The organism is Microbulbifer hainanensis, from assembly GCF_014904735.1.
GTDB classification, from domain to species: domain Bacteria; phylum Pseudomonadota; class Gammaproteobacteria; order Pseudomonadales; family Cellvibrionaceae; genus Microbulbifer; species Microbulbifer hainanensis.
Genome location: NZ_JACZCR010000001.1, coordinates 45,148 through 65,826, shown reverse-complemented (window position 1 = coordinate 65,826; position 20,679 = coordinate 45,148). Strand labels below are relative to the sequence as shown.

General features: G+C 60.8%; 23 protein-coding genes and 1 riboswitch. Of the genes, 6 read left to right on the top strand and 17 right to left on the bottom strand.

Annotation, left to right across the window (positions count from 1 at the left end; translation table 11 throughout):
* Nucleotides 1-29: 29 nt before the first annotated feature.
* The 6 genes from IG168_RS00270 to IG168_RS00245 all read right to left on the bottom strand — a co-directional run bounded on the left by IG168_RS00270 (nucleotide 30) and on the right by IG168_RS00245 (nucleotide 5,380).
* Nucleotides 30-1,844, bottom strand: a complete 1,815-nt coding sequence (locus IG168_RS00270) for an acyl-CoA dehydrogenase (RefSeq protein ID WP_193161127.1) — start codon at nucleotides 1,842-1,844, stop codon at nucleotides 30-32.
* Between the two features lie 133 nt (nucleotides 1,845-1,977).
* Nucleotides 1,978-3,051, bottom strand: coding sequence for an MJ1255/VC2487 family glycosyltransferase (locus IG168_RS00265; protein ID WP_193161126.1), 1,074 nt, complete (start codon nucleotides 3,049-3,051; stop codon nucleotides 1,978-1,980).
* Entirely contained in the window at nucleotides 3,048-3,578 is a 531-nt protein-coding gene (locus IG168_RS00260; protein ID WP_193161125.1) for a phosphatase PAP2 family protein, read from the bottom strand. Before IG168_RS00260 ends, IG168_RS00265 begins: the two co-directional genes overlap by 4 nt.
* A gap of 124 nt (nucleotides 3,579-3,702) precedes the next feature.
* A complete protein-coding gene (locus IG168_RS00255; RefSeq protein WP_193161124.1) occupies nucleotides 3,703-4,770 on the bottom strand; it encodes a saccharopine dehydrogenase family protein in 1,068 nt (355 codons plus the stop codon).
* A gap of 65 nt (nucleotides 4,771-4,835) precedes the next feature.
* Nucleotides 4,836-5,048 carry a DUF1653 domain-containing protein gene (locus IG168_RS00250; protein ID WP_193161123.1) on the bottom strand — a complete coding sequence of 71 codons (213 nt, stop codon included), beginning with the start codon at nucleotides 5,046-5,048 and terminating at the stop codon, nucleotides 4,836-4,838.
* A gap of 11 nt (nucleotides 5,049-5,059) precedes the next feature.
* A complete protein-coding gene (locus IG168_RS00245) occupies nucleotides 5,060-5,380 on the bottom strand; it encodes a DUF3301 domain-containing protein (RefSeq protein WP_193161122.1) in 321 nt (106 codons plus the stop codon).
* A gap of 319 nt (nucleotides 5,381-5,699) precedes the next feature.
* Between IG168_RS00245 and IG168_RS00240 the strand changes: the two genes are divergently transcribed.
* Nucleotides 5,700-6,395 (top strand): SDR family oxidoreductase, encoded by a 696-nt coding sequence (locus IG168_RS00240; protein ID WP_193161121.1) that lies wholly within the window; start codon nucleotides 5,700-5,702, stop codon nucleotides 6,393-6,395.
* Between the two features lie 77 nt (nucleotides 6,396-6,472).
* Here IG168_RS00240 and IG168_RS00235 read toward each other — a convergent pair whose 3' ends face one another.
* Nucleotides 6,473-7,234 carry an SDR family NAD(P)-dependent oxidoreductase gene (locus IG168_RS00235; protein WP_193161120.1) on the bottom strand — a complete coding sequence of 254 codons (762 nt, stop codon included), beginning with the start codon at nucleotides 7,232-7,234 and terminating at the stop codon, nucleotides 6,473-6,475.
* Nucleotides 7,235-7,355: 121 nt separating this feature from the next.
* On the opposite strand from IG168_RS00235, the gene IG168_RS00230 reads away from it, so the two are divergent.
* A complete protein-coding gene (locus IG168_RS00230) occupies nucleotides 7,356-8,288 on the top strand; it encodes a LysR family transcriptional regulator (protein WP_193161119.1) in 933 nt (310 codons plus the stop codon).
* On the opposite strand, the gene IG168_RS00225 is transcribed toward IG168_RS00230, so the two are convergent.
* Nucleotides 8,275-8,448, bottom strand: a complete 174-nt coding sequence (locus IG168_RS00225; RefSeq protein ID WP_193161118.1) for a hypothetical protein — start codon at nucleotides 8,446-8,448, stop codon at nucleotides 8,275-8,277. The genes IG168_RS00230 and IG168_RS00225 overlap by 14 nt on opposite strands.
* Before the next feature lie 300 nt (nucleotides 8,449-8,748).
* Here IG168_RS00225 and IG168_RS00220 point away from each other — a divergent pair, with 300 nt between their 5' ends.
* On the top strand, nucleotides 8,749-9,294 hold the full coding sequence (locus IG168_RS00220) for a DUF1097 domain-containing protein (RefSeq protein ID WP_193161117.1): 546 nt from the start codon (nucleotides 8,749-8,751) through the stop codon (nucleotides 9,292-9,294).
* Nucleotides 9,291-9,488 (top strand): hypothetical protein, encoded by a 198-nt coding sequence (locus IG168_RS00215; RefSeq protein WP_193161116.1) that lies wholly within the window; start codon nucleotides 9,291-9,293, stop codon nucleotides 9,486-9,488. The genes IG168_RS00220 and IG168_RS00215 overlap by 4 nt, the downstream gene beginning before the upstream one ends.
* 182 nt (nucleotides 9,489-9,670) lie before the next feature.
* On the opposite strand, the gene IG168_RS00210 is transcribed toward IG168_RS00215, so the two are convergent.
* Together IG168_RS00210 and IG168_RS00205 are read right to left on the bottom strand one after the other, a co-directional pair.
* Entirely contained in the window at nucleotides 9,671-9,985 is a 315-nt protein-coding gene (locus IG168_RS00210; protein ID WP_193161115.1) for a GIY-YIG nuclease family protein, read from the bottom strand.
* 78 nt (nucleotides 9,986-10,063) lie between these two features.
* Nucleotides 10,064-11,152 (bottom strand): PA0069 family radical SAM protein, encoded by a 1,089-nt coding sequence (locus IG168_RS00205; RefSeq protein ID WP_404931978.1) that lies wholly within the window; start codon nucleotides 11,150-11,152, stop codon nucleotides 10,064-10,066.
* A gap of 112 nt (nucleotides 11,153-11,264) precedes the next feature.
* On the opposite strand from IG168_RS00205, the gene IG168_RS00200 reads away from it, so the two are divergent.
* Together IG168_RS00200 and IG168_RS00195 are read left to right on the top strand one after the other, a co-directional pair.
* On the top strand, nucleotides 11,265-12,809 hold the full coding sequence (locus tag IG168_RS00200; RefSeq protein ID WP_193161113.1) for an FMN-binding glutamate synthase family protein: 1,545 nt from the start codon (nucleotides 11,265-11,267) through the stop codon (nucleotides 12,807-12,809).
* Nucleotides 12,809-14,056 (top strand): cation:proton antiporter, encoded by a 1,248-nt coding sequence (locus IG168_RS00195; protein ID WP_193161112.1) that lies wholly within the window; start codon nucleotides 12,809-12,811, stop codon nucleotides 14,054-14,056. Before IG168_RS00200 ends, IG168_RS00195 begins: the two co-directional genes overlap by 1 nt.
* Nucleotides 14,057-14,198: 142 nt before the next feature.
* Here the strand turns inward: IG168_RS00195 and sodC are convergent, their stop codons facing one another.
* The 7 genes from sodC to IG168_RS00160 all read right to left on the bottom strand — a co-directional run bounded on the left by sodC (nucleotide 14,199) and on the right by IG168_RS00160 (nucleotide 20,662).
* Nucleotides 14,199-14,732 (bottom strand): superoxide dismutase family protein, encoded by a 534-nt coding sequence (sodC, locus tag IG168_RS00190; RefSeq protein WP_193161111.1) that lies wholly within the window; start codon nucleotides 14,730-14,732, stop codon nucleotides 14,199-14,201.
* A gap of 164 nt (nucleotides 14,733-14,896) precedes the next feature.
* The gene (locus tag IG168_RS00185) at nucleotides 14,897-15,451 is read right to left on the bottom strand and encodes a DUF1439 domain-containing protein (RefSeq protein WP_193161110.1); all 555 of its coding nucleotides are present in this window, start codon (nucleotides 15,449-15,451) and stop codon (nucleotides 14,897-14,899) included.
* Between the two features lie 59 nt (nucleotides 15,452-15,510).
* Nucleotides 15,511-16,164 (bottom strand): GNAT family N-acetyltransferase, encoded by a 654-nt coding sequence (locus IG168_RS00180; protein WP_193161109.1) that lies wholly within the window; start codon nucleotides 16,162-16,164, stop codon nucleotides 15,511-15,513.
* A 158-nt stretch (nucleotides 16,165-16,322) separates the two neighbouring features.
* The gene (tdh, locus tag IG168_RS00175; protein ID WP_193161108.1) at nucleotides 16,323-17,348 is read right to left on the bottom strand and encodes an L-threonine 3-dehydrogenase; all 1,026 of its coding nucleotides are present in this window, start codon (nucleotides 17,346-17,348) and stop codon (nucleotides 16,323-16,325) included.
* An 89-nt stretch (nucleotides 17,349-17,437) separates the two neighbouring features.
* Nucleotides 17,438-18,637, bottom strand: a complete 1,200-nt coding sequence (locus IG168_RS00170; RefSeq protein ID WP_193161107.1) for a glycine C-acetyltransferase — start codon at nucleotides 18,635-18,637, stop codon at nucleotides 17,438-17,440.
* 122 nt (nucleotides 18,638-18,759) lie between these two features.
* Nucleotides 18,760-18,975: a hypothetical protein gene (locus IG168_RS00165; protein WP_193161106.1), complete on the bottom strand. Its 216-nt coding sequence runs from the start codon at nucleotides 18,973-18,975 to the stop codon at nucleotides 18,760-18,762.
* 61 nt (nucleotides 18,976-19,036) lie between these two features.
* Nucleotides 19,037-19,164: riboswitch (SAM-I-IV-variant riboswitch) on the bottom strand.
* A gap of 64 nt (nucleotides 19,165-19,228) precedes the next feature.
* Entirely contained in the window at nucleotides 19,229-20,662 is a 1,434-nt protein-coding gene (locus IG168_RS00160; RefSeq protein WP_193161105.1) for an aldehyde dehydrogenase family protein, read from the bottom strand.
* Nucleotides 20,663-20,679: the final 17 nt, after the last annotated feature.

The window sequence follows — 20,679 nt, the reverse complement described above, 5'->3', positions numbered from 1 at the left end:
TTGACTGCTGCCGCGCGGTTGCTCCAGTCTCAGAACCACTCCTCGCGCGTTTCAAACGGCACCGCGTTGCCGCTGGCAAGCAACGCCAGCTGCGGCCCGATTTCCGGCAACTCCCACTCGATATAGAAGCGCGCGGCCTGCAGTTTGCCGCGGTAAAAGTGCGCGTCTTCCTCGTTGATTCCGTCGGTCAGTGCGGCGTCCGCGGCCAGCGCCTGGCGCAACCAGATCCACGCGGCCACGACGCGGCCGAATACGTCCAGGTAGAGCGTCGCATTAGCCAGGCCGAGGTCTACATCCTTCTGCAGCTGTCCCATGAGTACCAGGGTGGTGTCGTCCAGTTGCTGTAGCGCCTGTTCCAGTGACTCGGCCAGTGGGGCGAGGGTGTCGCGGTCCCGGGCGCGCATGATCGCGTTGCGTATCTCCTCCTGCAGCAGCTGGTAACTGATCAGCTGGTTGGCCGGGACCTTGCGACCGAGCAGATCGAGGCCGTGAATGGCTTCGGTGCCTTCGTGAATCGGATTGAGGCGGTTGTCGCGATAGAGCTGTTCCAGGGGATACTCGCGGATATAGCCGGAGCCTCCCAGTACCTGGATCGCCAGTTCATTCGCCTTGAGACAGTACTTCGATGGCCATGACTTCACCACGGGTGTCAGCAGGTCGAGCAGGGCAGCGGCGCGCTGGCGCTGCTCTTCGGTGGCCGCGGTGCGCTGGTCTTCGAACAGTGACGTGGCGTAAAGGCACAGCGCCAGACCACCCTCGGTGTAGGCTTTCTGCATCAGCAACATGCGGCGCACATCGGCGTGCTGGATGATTGGAACCTGTTTCGACAACGGGTCGCGGTTGGACGGCAGGCGTCCCTGCGGGCGTTCCTTCGCATACTGTAGCGAGTGCTGGTAGCCGCGATAGCCGAGCACTGCCGCGCCGAACCCCACGCCGATGCGCGCCTCGTTCATCATCTGGAACATATAGCCGAGTCCCTTGTGTGGCTCGCCCACCAGGTAGCCAACCGCGCCGCCTTCCTCGTCCCAGTTTTCACCAAAGTTGAGCACCGTGGAAGTGGTGTTGCGGTAGCCCATCTTGTGCAGCAGGCCGGCGAGCTTGACGTCGTTGCGACCGGCGGGGTTACCGTCTTCATCCAGCAGGAATTTGGGAACCAGGAACAGGGAAATGCCCTTGACCCCGGCGGGGGCGCCTTTGATTTTGGCCAGCACCATGTGCACGATATTTTCCGTCAGTGACTGGTCGCCGCCGGAGATAAACATTTTCTGGCCGCGAATCCGGTAGCTGCCATCTTCCGCCGGCTCAGCGATGGTGCGGATATCCCCCAGGGCCGACCCCTGATCCGGTTCGGTCAGTGCCATGGTGCCGGCAAAGCGCCCATCCATCATCGGCGGCAGGAAGCGCGCCTTGAGCGCATCGTCGGCGAAGGCGTGCACCAGGTTCGCGGCGCCGAGGGTGAGGAAGGGATAGCCGGCAGTCGCCACATTGGCGGCGCTGACATAGGCGAGGGCGGACCGCAGGATCACCTCGGGCAGTTGCATGCCCCCTTCGTCGAAGTCGTAGTGGGCGGCGAGAAAGCCCGCTTCGGCGAAGGCGTCCCAGGCCCGCTTGGTTTCCTCGATCAGGTGTACCCGCTCGCCGTCGAAGGTGGGCTCGTTGGCATCACCCTTGGTGTAATGGTCGGCGAAATATTTTTCCGCGATGGTGCGCGCGGTGTTCAGGGTTGCGCGGAAGATTTCCTGCGAGTGCTCGCGATAGCGCGGTCGCTCCAGCAGCTGTGCCGTATCGAGAAATTCGTACAGCAGAAATTCGATATCGCGTTCGTTGATAAGTTGTTCGGCCATGACTGCTCCCGCTTTGAATGTCGCCGGACACGCAGCTGCGGCTTCGCATCCCGAATAACGAGCAGTAAACGGTTGCGGCGGGGCGTCGTCAATGACCTGTCAGGTAATTGCCGTTTCCGAGCGGTGCAGGGAGTTAGTCGGCGGTGGCCTGGGCGGGAGCCGCCATCCTGCTACCGCGACCGGGTACCACCTGTTCCCACAGTCGCTCGGTGAGTTGTGCGGGGGTCTCGCGGCGTCCTCCGGCGAGCCACTGCACGATGTGGCCGGCCACATCCGGCCACTCGATACGCACGCCGGTCGGCAGGTCGTCCAGCCAGGCGCGGACAGTGGGAGCGTCCACGCGGTCGACGACCCGGGCCAGCTGCAATTCCTGCAAGGCCTGGGCGTTGGCTTCCTGTTCGAACTGGCCGCTCAGCGGGCGCGTGAGAATTGGTTTGCCGAGCGTCAGGGTTTCGGCGATCAGCTCAAATCCACTGTTGCAGATCACTGCGCGGGCGCTGGCCAGATCGCGCTGGAAGCCCTCGATCGACGGCGCCTTGAGCTGGATATTGGCCGCGGCGGGCAGATCCGTGGGGGCGCCGTAGAAAATGCATTGGCAGGGCAGTTGTGCCAGCTCGCGCAGCAGCGGTTCGTGGTGCTCGAACGGCAGGTACACGAGAATGTGCTCGCTGTTAACGGGTGTATCCGTCACATGCGGCTGGGCAATGGGCGGCAGAATCGGGTGCCCGAAGTGATACCAGTGCATGCCCAGGCTCATCTGCACCGGGGCGAAGACGCGCATGATATTGCGCGCCATCCAGTTGAAGCGTGGTGCAGGTATCGGGAAGTTGAAAGCATACTGGTGCCCAAGCCCCAGGCTGGGTTTGCCGCGACGCTTTGCCGCCCAGGCGGAGACGGGTTCAAAGTCACTAATGACCAGGTCGAAATCGTCCACTGGCAGCTCGCGGATGTCTCGCAGCAGACGGCGCAGATTGAGCTGCCGTGTCGTGGCGGTGGGGCTGATCTTGCCCCGGCGGTGGACAAAGGTCAGCCCTTCGCGCCACCAGTAGTCACCGAAGATTTCCATGCTGAAAAGTTTTTCCGGACTGCGGCCGGAAAACAACCACTGCACTTCCAGTTCCGGATACTGCTGCAGGGCTTTGGCCATGGCTCGCGCGCGGGAAATATGGCCGTTGCCGGTGCCCTGTACCCCGTAGAGAATTTTCACAGAAAGGCTCCGCTGATCAGGAGTCCGACACTGGTGCCGAGGGCGGCACCGGCGCAGACATCGGTGGGAAAATGTACGCCGAGACCCACGCGCGAAGTGCCCACACCGGCGGCCCAGAAATAGCCCAGCAGCCACACCGGGCTCAGGGTCTGGGACAACACGGTCACGAACAGGAAGGCGCCGGAGGTGTGGCCCGAGGGCAGGCTGAAACGGTCGTGAGCGACGATGATCGAGCGCATGCCGGGAATGGCCTGGGGCGGGCGCAGTCGCCGGGTAGTGTTCTTGATGGTCCAGTAGAGCGAGCGCTCGACCGCGTAGGCCGCGCCACAGACTGTGAAGAACTGCACCGCGGCGGCGACACTGGTGGCCACGGCAACCAGCAGCGGTGAAACTAGATAGAGCCAGCCATCGGCGGATTTCGACAGCCACAGGTAGCGCTTGCGCGATGAGGGTCGAGTGGCCCGCTCCGCCATGTGCAGAACCAGGGAGACATCGACGCTTTTTAGAGTGATAGGTAGGCTTCGCATGCGGTCAAGTTACGAAGCGAATATTGCGCCGAATTGACCGATTTATGTCAGAACCGTGAAATATGAAAGGGAGGGCGGGGATTTGCTGAGCGGCCGGTGGCCGCTCGCCAGGGGAACAGTGTGATCAGTCGATACCGATCTTGATGGTGCCGGAGCCGGGTAGCTTTTCTACCAGCTCGGCACCGCACAGTTTCGACGGAGTGAAGTAGCCACCTTCGCCCTGGTAGTCGAGGAGGAATTCCATCACCGCCAGGGAGCCGTGCACAGTGACGTCGTAACCGTTGGCGGTAACCACGCGGCCAATCTTGCGCTCGCCGCGGCGATCGTTGCGTACTTCACCCCAGACCCAGGTCTGCTGTTCCGCGCGCTTCTCTTCAGCGGGACCTTTTACGGACTTGTCCACTTTGCCCTTGAGCCAGTTCTGCATCCAGGTTTTGCGCAATAGCCAGCGGAACTTATTCAGCCGCTGCATTTTCTTCGCGCGGCGCGGGCTCATCGGGATATAGACCTCGATGTTGGGAATCTCGGTGGAGTAATAGGCGGTAGCCACATCGCCCCAGGGAATGGCCACGGCAAATTTCTCGCCGCGGCCGAAGTCGATGGTCCGCGTCAGTTCGGCATGACCGATGATTTCGATCTTGCCCTGGCGGCGCACGGCGCTGCCCAGGCCGAGGCTCTCGATGGAGGTCTTGGCAGTGCCGGGGCTCAGGGCCGAATCGGAATCGAAACCCAGCGTCAGGTGCGTGGCGGTGGGGATGGCCCGGTGCAGGGCGGCCGCGAGGCAATCGGTGGGGATGACGTCAAAGCCGGTACCTGGGCACAGGACGATGCCGGCGGCTTTTGCTTCTGCGTGCAGGTCGTGGGCGATCTGGTAGACCTGCATTTCGCCGGTGATGTCCTGGTAGTGGGTGCCGGCGGCAATACAGGCGCGCATCATCGGTTCTGCGGTGGCGGAAAAGGGGCCGGCGCAGTGAATCACCACATCCATATCACGCAGGGTGCGCTCGAGGGTTTCGCTGGCATCGAGGCTGATCGCCATTGCCGACAGGCCCAGTTCTTCGGCCAGAGGTTGCAGTTTCGACGCGCTGCGTCCGGCCAATATCGGCCGGAAACCCTTGGCGACGGCTTCCCGCGCGATCAGCTCGCCGGTATAGCCGTTGGCGCCGTAGATCATTATTTTTTTCGTATTCACCGAGTGGCCTTGTCCCGTTATATCGGTTGATTTTGGTGACGCAACCTTAGTCGCGTTGTGTCGCGCTAGTCAAACGTTTGTACCAGGGCAAAGCGCGGTAGCTGCTGTCCGTCTTTTTCCACTTCTCCGGCAAACATGTCCAGCGGTCGCACCCAGACGCCGTAGTCCCCGTAGAGGGCCCGGTATACCACCAGGCGCTCCTCGGTTTCACTGTGTGTGGCGACTTCCATCACTTCGTAAAGCTCGCCCTTATAGTGGCGATAGATTCCGCGTTTCATGGGGTTCCCGATCAGATGACGTGGTGGGGGGATAGCTGTATCTGGGTGATACGCCGGCCGTGCAGCACGGCGATACCGGAGTAGCGGTGCTCGCCGGTGGAGGTGAATTCAAACTCGTAACTGCGGTGCAGTCGCACCTGGCCGCGATTGTCGCGTTTCAGACGGGTGCGCAGCAGCACCACCGTGTCGTCCAGCAGTTGCACGCCGAGTTGCTGGCAGTGCTGGCTGGCGGCCCGGCGCACGGTGTCCTTGGCCGCCATACCCGCCCACAGGTACCAGCCGCCGAGAAACAGCGCGAATATCCACAGTAGATCGCCCAGTGAGTAATACATTGGCATACAGTTGTTAACATCGAAGCGCGCAAGAATACCATTGGGGAACCGCTGAACAAGTTTATGGCCTCTCTGGCTTTCAGAGCGGATTACAATCAAGGCGCGGCTTCGCAGGAATGTCTGGACGTTTCAAGGAGCCGCAACGCCGAGTGTGAATCGCTCTGCAAGCCCCGCAGGGCGGTGCCTGAAGCGGTATCTGCTGCATTGCAGCGCTTGCAAATGGCTAGGCCATTCACGGCGCACTGGGCCTTGCACCTGCTCGCTTCAGGTTCCGCAGAGAGGCTATAAACTTATTCAGAGGTTCCCAAGAGGAGGCACTATGCCCGGCACCATTCTGATCACCGGCAGCAACCGGGGTATTGGCCTGGAGATGACCCGCCAGTTCGCCGACGATGGCTGGCAGGTACTCGCCTGTTGCCGGGATGTACCGGGAGCCCATGAACTGCGCGCCCTGCGCGAAAAATACGCGCATGTACGCCTGTTCCAGCTGGATGTGACCAGGTACGACCAGATGACCGCGCTGTCCAAGGCCCTGTGGGATCAGCCCATCGACATTCTGGTGAACAACGCCGGTTACTATGGCCCCAAGGGTGTGGCTTTCGGTCAGGTGGATGTCGACGAGTGGCGCAAGGTACTGGAATCCAACACCATCGCGCCCTACAAGATGGCGGAGACATTCGCCCGCAACGTGGCCGACAGCGAGCGCAGGGTCATGGCAGTATTGAGCAGCAAGGTGGGCAGTATTGCCGACAATACCTCTGGCGGTGGCTATATCTACCGGACGTCCAAAACCGCCGTCAACCAGGTGGTCAAAAGCCTTTCTATCGATTTACGTGAGCAGGGCGTCAGTGTGATGGCTTTGCACCCGGGATGGGTAAAGACCCAGATGGGCGGTCCCAATGCGCTGATTTCGGTGGAGGAGAGTGTCGCCGGCCTGAAAAAACTGCTGCTGGGCGCCGACCTGGAGCACAGCGGACGCTTTTACAATTACGACGGCAGTGAAATTCCCTGGTAGCGGCCCGCCGCTTCAACCTGCACGGGCACCCGCTGAGCCGGGCGGGCTTCCTGCGCCCGCCCGGCACTAATCGATGTTTAGAGAAACATCCCGCCCGAGGCCTCGATGCGCTGGGCATTGATCCAGCGGTTGTCTTCCGACAGTAGCGAGGCAATTACGCCGCCGATATCTTCCGGTTCGCCCACGCGTCCCAGGGCAGTCTGCGAGGCGATATAGGCGTTCACTTCAGGGTTGTCGCGCACCGTTCCCTGGCTGAAGTCCGTCGCAATTGCTCCCGGTGCAACCGTATTGACGGCGATACCGCGCGCGCCCAGTTCCTTGGCCCAATAACGGCTCAACACTTCCACGGCCCCCTTCATCGCCGCGTAGGCGCTGTAACCCGGGAACGAGAAGCGCGCCAGGCCGCTGGAAATATTGACGATGCGGCCGCCGTCGGCGATCAGTGGCAGCAGTCGCTGGGTCAGGAAATAAACGCCCTTGAAATGCACCGCCATCAGCAGGTCGAACTGTGCCTCGGTGGTTTCGGCGAATGGCGAGTTGGCGCCGATCCCGGCATTGTTGACCAGATAATCGAATTGCTCGCGCTGCCAGATGGACTGCAGTTGTGCCTGTACCGCGTCCGCAAACTGCGGGAAGCTCGCCGCGTCGGCGGTGTCCAGCTGCAGGGCCACGGCGCGTCCCCCGCGCCGTTCGATTTCCGCGACAACGGCGTCGGCGTCCGCGTTGCGGCTGTGGAAAGTGAGGATTACATCCACACCCCTGTCCGCCAGGCGCAGGGCGGTATCGCGGCCAAGTCCCCGGCTGCCGCCGGTAATCAATGCGATTTTGCGTTCACTCATGAGTCAGCTCCAGTCGTCGCTCTATGGATTAGTGTTGCCCATCCTATTGATCGAGCTTTGATGGATAAATGTCGGTAATATTTCTAGACTGTTCAAATCTACTGAATAATAGGTGGCGGGAATGAAGTTGCTCGAGGCGATGGAGATCTTCGCGCGGGTCGCGGAACTGGGCAGTTTCACTGCGGCGGCGGACAGCCTGGGGCTGTCGCGCGCCAGTGTATCCGGCGCGGTGCAGCAACTGGAGGAACTGCTGGGCACGCGCCTGTTGCACCGCACCACCCGCAGCGTGCGCTTGTCCCAGGACGGGCAGGTCTTTTACGAGCGCAGCCGGGATCTGCTCGCCGATATGGACGAGTTGCAGAATCTGTTTCGCGAGGACAGCGCCACACTGCATGGGCGCCTGCGGGTCGATATGCCCCTGCCGGTGGCCCGCGATTTGGTGATACCGCGATTGCCGGAATTCCTGCGCCGCCACCCGGGATTGGAGATCGAGCTGTCGAGCAGCGACCGCTTTGTGGATGTGGTGCGCGAGGGCTTCGACTGCGTCCTGCGCGTCGGCCAACTGGAGGATTCCAGCCTGATTGCGCGGCCCCTGGGGGAATACCAGCTTGTGAGCTGTGCGAGCACCGAATATCTGGCTGAGCACGGTACGCCGCGCACTCTAGACGACCTGGCCGGGCACCGGTTGGTGCACTATGTGCTGTCCCTCGGTGCGCGGCCGGCAGGCTTCGAATACGTGGACCCGCAATCACCGGATACGGAGCATTCCCTGCCGATGGCCGGGGCATTGACGGTCAACAATACCGACGCCTACCGGGAGGCGTGTCTCGCCGGTCTCGGTATCATCCAGGTGCCGGAAGCCGGTGTGCGGCACTACCTCGAATCCGGGGAGCTGGAAGAAATTCTGCCGCAGTACCGGCCGGCTCCCATGCCGGTATCCCTGGTTTACGCCAATCGCCGCCACCTGCCCAAGCGGGTCCAGGTATTTATGGCGTGGATGGCGGAAATCATGAAGCCGCGCCTGGCGGCAAAGCCGGATCTCAACCCAGAGTGAAATCCAAATGCCGGGCGATCTGGCTCAGGGACATGAGTATGCACACGGTGATCACCATGGGGCGGATCAGGCGGGTGCCGCCCGCCAGCATGGTGTGACTGCCAAAGTAGGCTCCGAGCACCTGTCCCTGCATCATCGTCGCGCCAATTGACCAGATCACCTTGCCCCCCGGCCGCACAGGCGGCGAATTACCGGCACTTATAACCGACTGCTATTGGGTTAGAGCGACTTGTCTTGCCGAAATAAGGATACTCCGACCGCGTGCAATTTTAGGCAAGTATCGCGAAGTTATCTGCTACCGCTCTATGGGCCCGAACGGCAGAATGCGCTGCAACGAAAGGAAGTTAGTAACCGCTTTCGATTCATCGGACCAGGCCGTTTTTGTGCAAGTGGAAACCGACGGGTCAGTGAAAATCGGTTGGCGATGGAAAGCATTGAGCCATAACGGGAGGAGATTGCCATGAGCCATGCAGTTGCGAGTGAACATCGTATCGAGTCGACACCGTTGTCCCGAGGGGCCGGTGTGCTACTGGTAGCGGTGCAGATTGCTGGTGCCGGAGTGGCGGGGTACCTGCTCGGGTTACCAGTCTGGGTCACGCTGGCCGGCCTGGCAGTCTTCTACAGCCGCGGTTCGTCGCTTGGCCACGGCACGTACAACCTGGCTTGTGCGATTACCGGCCTCGGCCTCGGCATTGTTTCGTTGTCGGCAGCAGCTAATTTTGATCTGAATTCCGCCTGGACGGCGCTGCCGGCTGCATTGCTACTCGCAGCGATCAGCGTGCAACTGATGCAGTTCATTACTGGTGTCAGCAATGTTCCCAATTATTACATCGGTATCCTGATCGCACTGGTGGCGAATATGGAGACATCGCTGGACACCTACCTGACGTTGACCGCTGCGGTTTCCGTGGGGGTGTTCGCCGCGACGCTGCCGGCTCTTGTGCGCAGGGCGCTCGGGATTGGACAGGTTCGGGTTTCAGAGGATGTAGTGGAGGTTGAGCAATGAGTCGCTTGAGAGCTGCCGCCGGGGCACTGGTCCGCTACCCGGCCAACAGATTGCGCACAGTCGTTATCGACGCCTGTTTGCTGAGAATTCAGCAGAGCCAGATTGGCGAGGTGTCCTGCCTGACGTCGGAGACACAGGGCCGCTGGCTGTCGGGAAACCAGGATTCGGCAGTGGCGGAACAGGTCGGGAGATGATTTCAATCCAGCTATTTAACATCAGAGTGTTAAATACGATTTAGTAGAGAGGTGTCAGTGATGTGCAGGCGCTTTATTTTTGCAACAGCCATGGTGTTTGTCACTGCCCTGGCCTTTACCGGCCCGGCCAGCTCGGAGCCAACCATACAATTGGAATATACCGTCCAGTAATTCACTGGGCGCTACAGCGATTCACCATCTACCCCTTTGGGCCCTGATAAATACACCGCGGGTATCAATCCCTTTCTGCCGGCAATCAGGGCCTCTTTTTTCTTCTTCGGCCACTTCTTTATCTCTATTTCCAGCTTCAGCGCGGCGGATTTGTCGGCGACTGCGCAGTGGAATTCCAGCGTCAGCGGTCCCCGTCCGCGCAGGGCCTTGGCCGCTTTGGGGCCGCCGCTCTGGTGCTCGGCAAAACGGCGCACCACATCGCGGGTGATACCGGTGTACAGGGCACCTCGACCGGTGCGGATCATGTAGACAAACCAATCACTCAAGATTCTGATTCCACTATTGATACCGGACTATTGTCCGATAGCGGGCGGCGCGGGGGAACCGCGACTTTGCTCTGGCTATCAAAACAGTGACTGCTGGTCGCCGGCCTGGGGAGGAGGGAGAAAGCGGCTGCAGTCCAGAGCCAGTTTGCGCCGGTTCAATCCCAGTCTCTTGATCGCCACTGAGAAACGCCGCTGCAGCAGCTGGGCAAAAATACCGGTACCCGTCTGGCGCTGGGCAAAGTCGCTCTGGTAGTCACGGCCGTTGCGGCTCTGCTGTACCAGGCTCATGACATGGGCGGCGCGCTCCGGATAGTGTTCGTCCAACCATTGGCGGAACAGCGGCGCAACCTCATGCGGCAGGCGCAGCAGGATATAGGCGGCATGCTGCGCGCCGGCATCCGTGGCGGCGGTAAGAATGGCTTCCAGTTCGCAGTCGTTCAAGGCGGGGATCATCGGTGCGGCCAGCACCGCGGTGGGAATACCGGCATTGCCCAGTGCCTCCAGCGCCCGCAGGCGCGCGGCCGGACCGGCTGTGCGGGGCTCCAGTTTTCGTTTCAGCGCGTTGTCGAGGGTCGTGACGCTGATGGCTACCTGGGCGAGCCGATCCCGCGCCATTTCCGCCAGCAGCGGCAGATCGCGCAGAATCAGTGCACTCTTGGTAACGATAGTGACTGGCTGATTGAAGCGCTGCATCGTCTCGAGCAGCTGGCGGGTGATCTGTTTGTCCCTTTCCAGCGGCTGGTAGGGATCGGTATTGGAGCCCAGCGCGATGGGAGTGCAACGATAACTGCGCCTGCGCAGGGCGGTTTCCAGCAGTGCGGCGGCCTCGGGTTTGAAAAAAATTTTACTTTCGAAGTCCAGCCCCGGCGACAGATCGACGTAGGCGTGTGCGGGGCGCGCGTAGCAGTAAATGCAGCCGTGCTCGCAGCCCCGGTACGGATTGATGGACTGACTGAAGGGCAAATCCGGCGAGCGGTTGGTGGCGATGATGCTCTTGGCCTTTTCCGCAATGGCCTCAGTCAGTATCCGCTCGACGGGTTCCGGCTCCAGCTGCCAGCCATCGTTTTCCCGGGTGCTGGTATGGGGCACAAAGCGGCCGGCCAGATTGCTGGCGGCACCGCGGGCTTTGTGGCACTGAGTGGGGTTTGTCGGATCTTCGTTGGCCAAGGATACCATCTCTTAGCTGTATGGATATACAGTTTAAGTGGAGGCGGCGGCGATATGCAAGCAGCCGGTACAGGGCATACAATGATCGCCACCAAAATCAGGGGGCTGTGAGATGGATTTACAGGCAGTAGCCGCGATTCGCACATTTGCGGTTCATGTATTACAAGTATTTGCGCTGTTGTTTGCCTTCGCGCTGGTGTTGCTGGTTCTCTATGTGCTCTATCTGTATCTGTCGGATGTGAGCCAGACGAAGCAGGCGATCCGGCGCAATTTCCCGGTCATCGGCCGGTTTCGCTACCAGTTCGAACATCTCGGTGAATTCTTCCGCCAGTACTTCTTCGCCCTGGACCGGGAGGAGATGCCCTTCAACCGCGCCCAGCGCAGCTGGGTTTACCGCGCGGCCAAAAACGTCGATTCCACCGTGGCCTTCGGTTCCACGCGGCCGCTAAACCAGCCAGGGGATGTGGTGTTCCTCAACTATCCTTTCCCCACCCTGGAGAAAGACGCGGTACCCCCGGGCGAGGTCACGGTCGGTGAAGGTTATGCGGACAAACCCTACACCACCAGTTCCATTTTCAATATCTCCGGTATGAGCTTTGGTGCGCTGTCAGTACCGGCGGTGACGGCCCTGTCGAAAGGGGCGAAGAAGGCGGGTATCTGGATGAACACCGGTGAGGGCGGGCTGTCCTCCTATCACCTCTCTGGGGGCTGCGACATCGTGTTCCAGATCGGTACGGCCAAATACGGCGTGCGCGATGCCGAGGGCAAACTGTCCGAGGAAAAACTACGAGCGGTGGCCGAGCACGAGCAGGTAAAAATGTTCGAGCTGAAACTGTCCCAGGGGGCCAAGCCGGGCAAGGGCGGTATCCTGCCGGGGATCAAGGTCACCGAGGAAATTGCGCGGGTGCGCGGTATCCCGGAGGGACAGGATTCCATCAGCCCGAATGGCCATCCGGAATTCAACACCGTCGATGGCCTGCTGGACATGGTGCAGCGTATTCGCCGTATTACCGGCAAGCCCACTGGGTTCAAGTGTGTGATCGGTTCCAGTGACTGGTTGCACCAGATGTGCGAGAGCATCCAGCTGCGCGGTCTGGACAGCGCGCCGGACTTTATCACCATCGACAGCGCCGACGGTGGCAGCGGTGCGGCACCGCAGAGCCTGATGGATTATATGGGCCTGCCGATCAACCGCAGCCTGCCACTGGTGGTAGACCTGCTGACCCAGTACGGCTTGCGCGAGCGCATTAAAGTTGTCTGTTCGGGCAAACTGCTGACGCCGTCGATGGTGGCCTGGGCGCTGGCGATGGGTGCGGACTTCGTCAATTGCGGGCGCGGGTTTATGTTCGCGCTCGGCTGTATCCAGGCCATGCAGTGCAACAAAAACACCTGTCCGACCGGGGTGACCACGCACGATCCGGATCTGCAGCAGGGACTGGATCCCACGGACAAGGCCGAGCGGGTCAATAGCTACGCGCGCAATATGGTGCACGAAGTCGGTACCATCGCGCACTCCTGCGGTGTGCCCGAGCCGCGCCTGCTGCGCCGTCACCACGTGGAGGTGATCAACGAGCGCGGCTTGGCTATGCCGCTAACCGAACTGGTGCCGGAGGTGAAGCCAAAATCGGTACTGGCGAGCGATCGGAGAGTCGAATAGTGGAAAGTATCACCACCCTGGTGGGCCAGGGACTCTATATGGCGGCTGCCGCGGTGGCCGGCCTCGGGCTGGCGCGGATACTGCGCAGCGATAATACCCTTGGCTGTTTCATCGCGGGCGTCGTTGCCGGCATGCTGCTGCCGCTGATCGATTACAACACCAGCCTGCGTGCGGAGCACCTGCACCAGCTGGTGTTTTTCGTGATACTGCCGATCCTGATTTTTGAATCCGCCTGGGAAATCGAACCGCGTGAACTGAAGGAGTGGCTGGGTCCGCTGCTCCTGATGGCGACCCTCGGCGTCGGCATCTGTGCGTTGTTGATCGCTGTTCTGATTTATTTCGGTGTCAACGAACCGGAGACACTGCCGTGGCAGGCGGCGCTGCTCACCGGCGCGATTCTTGCCGCCACGAATCCGGGGGCGGTGGTGACCAAGCTGCGCCAGAAATCCGGCAACGAGGATTTGTTGACCCTGATCAAGGGCGAGAGCCTGTTCAACGACGTCGCGGCGATTGTCCTCTTCACGCTGGTATTGGGCGCTGTCAGTCACAGCGTCTTCGAGGGCGCCGTCAGCACCGGGGAGCCGCTGGAAGATGCGCGGACTATCACCATGTATTTTGCCGTGACCGTATTCGGCGGCCTCGCGGTGGGTGTGTTGTGCGGACTGCTGACCGCCATTGTCGTTCTGTTGCTGGGCGCCGCCGGCGCGGCGCTGGTGACGCTGCTATTCGCTGCTCTGGGCACCTACTATCTGGCGGAGCACGTGGTGCACGTATCCGGTATCGTTGCGGTGATGGTCTGCGCCATGGTCGCCCGCGCCTGCCTGCGCGAACAGCGTGAGACTTACCTCGCCCATGTATCTCCCACCTGGGAGTGGCTGGGCCTGCTGTTTCGCGCGCTGATTTTCGTGATCATGGGGCTGGTGATTACGCCGGAAATGATCGGTCAGCAATGGTTCGCGATATTGATTGCTATTGCCGCGGCCGTGGGTGCGCGCGCACTTTCAATCTTCGTGACCGGTCCACTGGCACGCTTTGTCGGTCCGCCGATACCGCGCAACTGGCGACTGCTGCTGGGCTGGGGCGGCCTGCGCGGTGTTATCGCTGTGGCGCTGGCCCTGTCGCTGCCGTCGGACTTGCCCTTTCGGCTACCGGTGCAGTCGATGGTATTCGGCGTGGTGCTTTTCTCGCTACTGGTGCAGGGCACGAGCAGCCGCTGGCTGCTCGGCAAATTGCGCGACGAAGACTGAATCGCAGGGCGGCTACTGAACTTGTTCAGTGCCCTCGGCCTGGCGCCGGGCTTTACTGCACTGCTGGATGGTGCCGCCCAGCGCCAGTAAAAACAGCACGACGATCAGCAGTACCAGCAAGCGCTTCACGGAAAACCCGCTGTTACTGAATTACGCCGCAGGCCACGCGCGGACCACCGCCGCCAAGGGGGTTGGGAGTGTCCGAATAGTTGTCGCCACCGGCGTGAATCATCAGCGATCGCCCCTTCAGGTCTGACAGTTTAAGGCGCGGCGCCAGCACCGGGCTGTTGGCCGTGCCGTTCTCATCCACAAACAGCGCCGGCAGATCGCCGAGGTGGCCGGTACCCCAGGGGAAACTGTGGCGGTTGGCCGACTTGGGGTCGTAGTGGCCACCGGCGCCGAGTGCCGGCACCATCTTGCCGTTTTTCTCCATGGGCGCGCAGCTGGGGTTCTGGTGTACGTGAAAGCCGTGTAGTCCCGGTGCCGATACCCGAATTCCCTCCAGCATCGGCGTGAAAACCACACCATAGCGGGTTTGGGTGGCGACCACCTTGCCGAGGGACTTGCCCACGCCGTCTTTGCTGACTGCATGCATTTCGATAACGACGTCGGCGTGCGCCAGGCCGGCGAGTAGGAGGGCGGCCGCGGATATCGCAAAACGCTGTATTGCCTTCATGTGGAATCCTCTGTTGTGGCAGCGACAGGTGCAGCTGGGTGAACCGCTGGCAGGCTGGCGCGCAATTCATGTTTAGGCGGACATTTAACAGAGTCTAGAAGCTGCTGATGGAAACTGAGGAGTCAGTCTAGGGAATTTAAGCGGGCGCAATACGAGGGGGTCTCTCATAGCCCCATAGTGACCACCAGCTCGTCACCGCTGACGGCGACATTTTTCAACACCAGCCGGGCGGCGGCCTGCCTGGCGTCGTCTTTCTTCAGTCGATAGACGGGGTGGCTGGCAAAGTATTCGGTTAAGGCGGCGGTGATGACGGCCCGAGCCTTGCCACTGTGTTTGTCCGGCAGGCCCTGTATCTGCAGCTGTTCAATCTGTGGTTCGGCCAGAAAGAATTGTCCCTGTTCAGGGGCATAGCGCAGCAGGCCCGAGGCATCGACCGAGCCGCTGAGCGGTTCGCGGCTGCCGCCGAGTTTGATGGTCAGCTGCAGGTCCAGACCCGCGCGGATCCGGCCGCTGTCCTCGAGCAGCTGTACTCTCGGATTCTTCAGGGTCAGCTGGAATAGACCCAGATAGGTTTTGGTTCGCGGCAGCTTTTCGCTGAGCTTTGCCTGAATCTCGGATTCGGGGATACGGATTTCATATTCGCGTCCGGAGAAATACCGATAGCCGGCAAATGCCAGCAGGCCCAGGATGACCGCGATCAGAACGATGATTCTTACCAATTTCGCAATCCTTCGCCAGGGCATGTCGATACAAAATTCGGTGGCCGGATGCGCTGCCCCTAACTCTCTGTGGCCGCCTGTTCACTGTAGTCCAGCGCGTACTCCATATAGGTGTGATCCACTACGCGCCCGAACGTCGAGCAGAGATTGCCTACACGGGTTTTACAGGGAGTGAATCCCAGGTCTCCGTACAGTGCCAGCGCGCGGGGATTGGTGGCGGCGACATCCAGCGCGGCAGTGGGCAGCTTCCGTTTGCGCATTTCTTGTATCAGGTACGCGACCAACTGTCGGCCGATGCCGCGGCTGCGGCACTCCGGTGCCACACCGAGGTGGTAGACAATGCCCACACCCCGCCTGGGAGGGTGGATGACCTGCTCGGTTTTGAGCCCGCGAATCACCGTGCGCGCTGCAGCCAGTGGCGAATAGAAAGTCACTATGTCCCGCAGGGCGGCGAAGGTGAACGGGAGATTTTGCTCGGCGAAACGCACCGCGCCGATGCCGACCAGCCGATCGTCCAGGATCGCAGCGATATGTTGCCGGTAACCGAATTCCGAAACTCCCCGTACAAATGCCCGGTGCAGGAACGCTTTTGCTTCTTGCTGGTGGCGGTCGCAGAAGGCGTAATCAAATGCTGCGGGGCCGGAGCTGTAAATGAGGGGAATGGCTGCGTCGGCGTCCGCCGGTGTACAGGGACGGAAGGTGATTGCGGACATGGCGACCTGCTTTATGGTTTTATTATGCTGCCGCTATCGTAAAGGAATGCGAAACGGTTGCACACCATACCGGCCTGATGCCATTGCACGGGGAATATCGTAGAGGAGGGGGCTGGCAATCGGGGGTAGCCAGTCGGCCACCCCCGAGTAACTGCTGATTACTGCCAGTTCAGGATCACTTTGCCCGATTCACCGGAGCCCATGGTATCGAAACCTTTCTGGAAGTCGTCGATACCGAATTGATGGGTGATGATCGGTGTCAGGTCGAGGCCGGACTGGATCAGGCTCGCCATCTTGTACCAGGTCTCAAACATCTCGCGGCCGTAAATGCCCTTGATGACGAGGCCTTTGAAAATCACCTCGCTCCAGTTGATTGCCATTTCGCCGGAGGGAATGCCCAGCATCGCAATTTTGCCGCCGTGGTTCATCGCGGAGAGCATATCGCGGAAGGCCACTGGAACGCCGGACATTTCCAGCCCCACGTCGAAGCCCTCGGTCATGCCGATTTCCTTCATGACGTCCGGCAGTTTTTCCTGGCTGACATTGACGGTGCGTGTGGCGCCCATTTTTTTTGCCAGATCCAGACGGTAGTCGTTGATATCGGTGATCACCACATGGCGCGCACCAACATGGCGGGCAACCGCCGCGGCCATGATGCCAATGGGACCGGCACCGGTAATCAGCACATCTTCGCCAACCAGGTCGAATGACAGGGCAGTGTGCACGGCGTTGCCGAACGGGTCGAAAATGGAAGCCAGCTCGTCGGAGATGTTGTCCGGGATCTTGAACGCGTTCAGCGCGGGAATAACCAGGTATTCGGCAAAGGCGCCCTGGCGATCCACACCCACACCGTAGGTGTTGCGGCACAGGTGGCGGCGGCCGGCGCGGCAGTTGCGGCAGTGACCGCAGGTAATGTGGCCTTCGCCGGAGACGCGGTCACCGATTTCGAAACCGGCCACTTCCTGCCCCATACCGACGACTTCGCCTACATATTCGTGGCCCACCACCATGGGAACCGGAATGGTTTTCTGCGACCACTCGTCCCAGTTGTAGATATGCATGTCGGTACCGCAGATCGCGGTCTTGTGGATTTTGATCAGCAGGTCGTTGTGACCGGGTTCGGGGACGTCCACATCCGTGAGCCAGATACCCGGTTCAGATTTCAGTTTTGACAGTGCTTTCATAATACTTCCCGATTCTGGTCCGGCGATCCGCCGGCCAGCACAAGGCCCGGGCTTTGCTTGTGGCAAAACCCGGGCCGGGGCTGATTGGTTTAAATGATGTTGAGTTCCTTGCCTACCTCCACGAAGGCGTCGATGCACTGATCGAGTTGCTCCTTCGTGTGCGCGGCGGACATCTGGGTGCGGATGCGGGCCTGGCCCTTCGGCACCACCGGGTAGAAGAAGCCGACGACATAGATACCGCGTTCGAGCATCTTGTCCGCCATTTTCTGCGCCAGAGCGGCGTCGCCGATCATCACTGGAATGATCGGGTGGTCCGCGCCGGCCAGGGTAAAGCCGGCCTCACTCATGCGCTTGCGGAAATAGGCGGAATTCTCCCGCAGTTGTTCTCGCAGCTCGCCGCCTTCCATCAACATATCCAGCACCTTCAGCGATGCGGTCACGATGGCCGGCGCGACGGAATTGGAGAACAGGTAGGGGCGGGAGCGCTGGCGCAGCAGGTCGATAATTTCCTTGCGGCCGGAGGTAAAGCCGCCGGAGGCGCCGCCGAGCGCCTTGCCCAGGGTGCCGGTGATGATGTCGACACGGTCGATCACATCGCAAAATTCGTGGGTGCCGCGGCCGTGCTCGCCGAGAAATCCTACCGCGTGAGAGTCGTCGACCATCACGAGGGCATTGTACTTATCCGCCAGGTCACAGACGGATTTCAGGTCGGCGATAACACCGTCCATGGAAAAAACACCATCGGTGGCAATGAGCTTGGTTTTCGCGCCGGCCGCGTCGGCCGCCTGCAACTGCTTTTCCAGCTCCGCCATATCGTTGTTGGCATAGCGGAAGCGCTTGGCCTTGCACAGGCGCACGCCGTCGATAATGGAAGCGTGGTTCAGTGCATCGGAGATGATCGCATCGTCGGGGCCCAGCAGCGTTTCAAACAGGCCGCCGTTGGCGTCGAAACAGGAGGTGTAGAGGATGGTGTCTTCAGTACGCAGGAATTCTGACAGGCGGGATTCCAGCGCCTTGTGAATATCCTGGGTTCCGCAGATAAAGCGCACCGACGCCATGCCGAAACCGTATTGATCGAGGCCGTCTTTGGCCGCCTGGATCAGGTCCGGGTGATTGGCCAGGCCCAGGTAGTTGTTGGCGCAGAAGTTCAGTACCTGGGTGTCGTTGTTGACCTGGATTTCAGCGGCCTGCTGCGAGGTAATGATGCGCTCACGCTTGTAGAGGCCGTCCGCTTCGATCTGTTTGAGTTCGTCGCGCAGGTGCTGAAAGAATTGTTCTGGCTTGGACATGGTGTTGTTGTTTGCTCCTTTGTTGTGCTTTTGGCACGCGGCTGGACGCCCCGATAGCTTGTCTCTTCCACAGAGGCGAGATCGGCGCGATGTAGCCCGGCGCTGACGGCGCTTAGTTTAGTTCATCCCGCCAGTTCGCAGGCTTTGTGGGCCGTGATGGGCTGATGACTGGCGCGGCAGTTGGTGGCGAATTTTAATGCCTCTTCCGCGCTGTCGAACAGTAGTTGCCACAGCAATTGCCGGTCGGCTCGTCGCACGGCGCGTACGGCGGTGCGGCGGCGCTGATTCGCTATCTGGATTTCGATAACGTCTGAGCAGGGTAGTGATGATTCGGACATGATCCCTCCAAAAATACTGAATTGGAGGGCTGACGTGGAAGCGGCGAAAAAGGTATTCGCGTAATTCCGGTTGGATTGCTCTCTATGAGCCCCATCCTCTCTATCTGCACCGAAGTGCGGTTAGAGAGAAACCACCTTGCCCCGGTCGGCAGGTTGGCGTTGGCGTCAGCCACTCTCTGGATGTGGGAGCAAAGATAGCGGGGCTTGGATGGTCAGTCAACAGGCCGCCCCGCGAACGGGGCGGCGCAGGATTTTATGCCGGAAGTTGTACGGATTTCAGTTCGATAAACTCATCGAGCCCGGCCTCGCCGAACTCGCGGCCATTGCCGGAGCGCTTGTAGCCGCCGAACGGGGCATCGTAATTGAAGTCGCCACCGTTGACGAAACAGAGTCCGGCCTCGATACGGCGCACAACGGGCAGGGCGCTTTCCGCGTCTTTGGCCCAGACGCCGCTGGAGAGCCCGTACTCGGTGTCGTTGGCGATGGCGATGGCCTCGTCCATATCCTTGTAGGGGATCAGGCAGGTCACCGGGCCGAAGATCTCCTCGCGGGCGATGGCCATGTCATTGTTGACGTCGGCGAAGACCGTGGGTTTGACGTAGTAACCCCGGTCGAAACCTTCCGGCGTCTCGGGGCCGCCGGTGACCAGGCGCGCGCCTTCTGCCACGCCCTTTTCGATATAACCGCGCACTATGTCGCGCTGGCGCGCCGATGACAGCGGCCCCATGAAGGCATCGGAGCCAGTGCCCAGGGCCACTTCTTCGGCCACCTGCTTGGCAATGGTTACCGCCTCTTCATAGCGATCTGCCGGTACCAGCATGCGGGTCAGTGCGGTGCAGGTCTGGCCACTGTTGATGAACACATCTTCACAGCCCCAGCGCACCGCGGCCTGCAGATCCGCGTCGGGCGTGATGATCAACGGTGACTTGCCACCCAGCTCCTGGGTGACGCGCTTGACGGTCGGTGCAGCCGCTTTGGCCACTTCGATCCCGGCGCGGGTGGAGCCGGTAAACGACACCATGTCGATATCCGGGTGCGAAGACAGCGCCGCACCCACAATCGGCCCGGCACCGGGTACCAGGTTGAAGACACCCGGGGGCAGGCCGACAGAGTCGATTATTTCCGCCATCACGTAATCCTGCAGCGGTGTCGTTTCCGACGGCTTGCAGATCATGGTACAGCCGGCAGCCAGTGCCGGTGCCACCTTGCCGACGAACTGGTGCAGCGGGTAGTTCCACGGGGTGATAAATCCGCAGACACCGATCGGTTCGCGGATAATCAGCGAGTGGGAGGCCTTCTCCGTTTTTTCCATGATGGAGGCCCGCTCGGCGTAGTAGCGCATGGCGTAAATGGGGCCGTCGACGTGCAGCCACCGGGTGATGTGCGCCGGGCAGCCGAGTGCCTGGGAAACCGCCTGAATCAGGTCTTCCTTGCGCTTTTCCATGCCGTCGGCAATGGCATTCATGAGCGCGGCGCGGTCGCTGGCGGAGGAGTTCTTCCAGCATTTGAATGCGGTGCGCGACGCTGCCACGGCGGCATCGACATCCTCGGCAGAACCCTGGATCACCTGGCAGATGACTTCCTCGTTAGCCGGGTTGACCACAGTGTGCAGGTCGCCGCCGCGGGAGTCCTGCCACTGGCCGTTGATATAGAGTTTATCCGTATGCACCTGGGTAAAATCTGTCATAACGCTCTTCCGTTTTG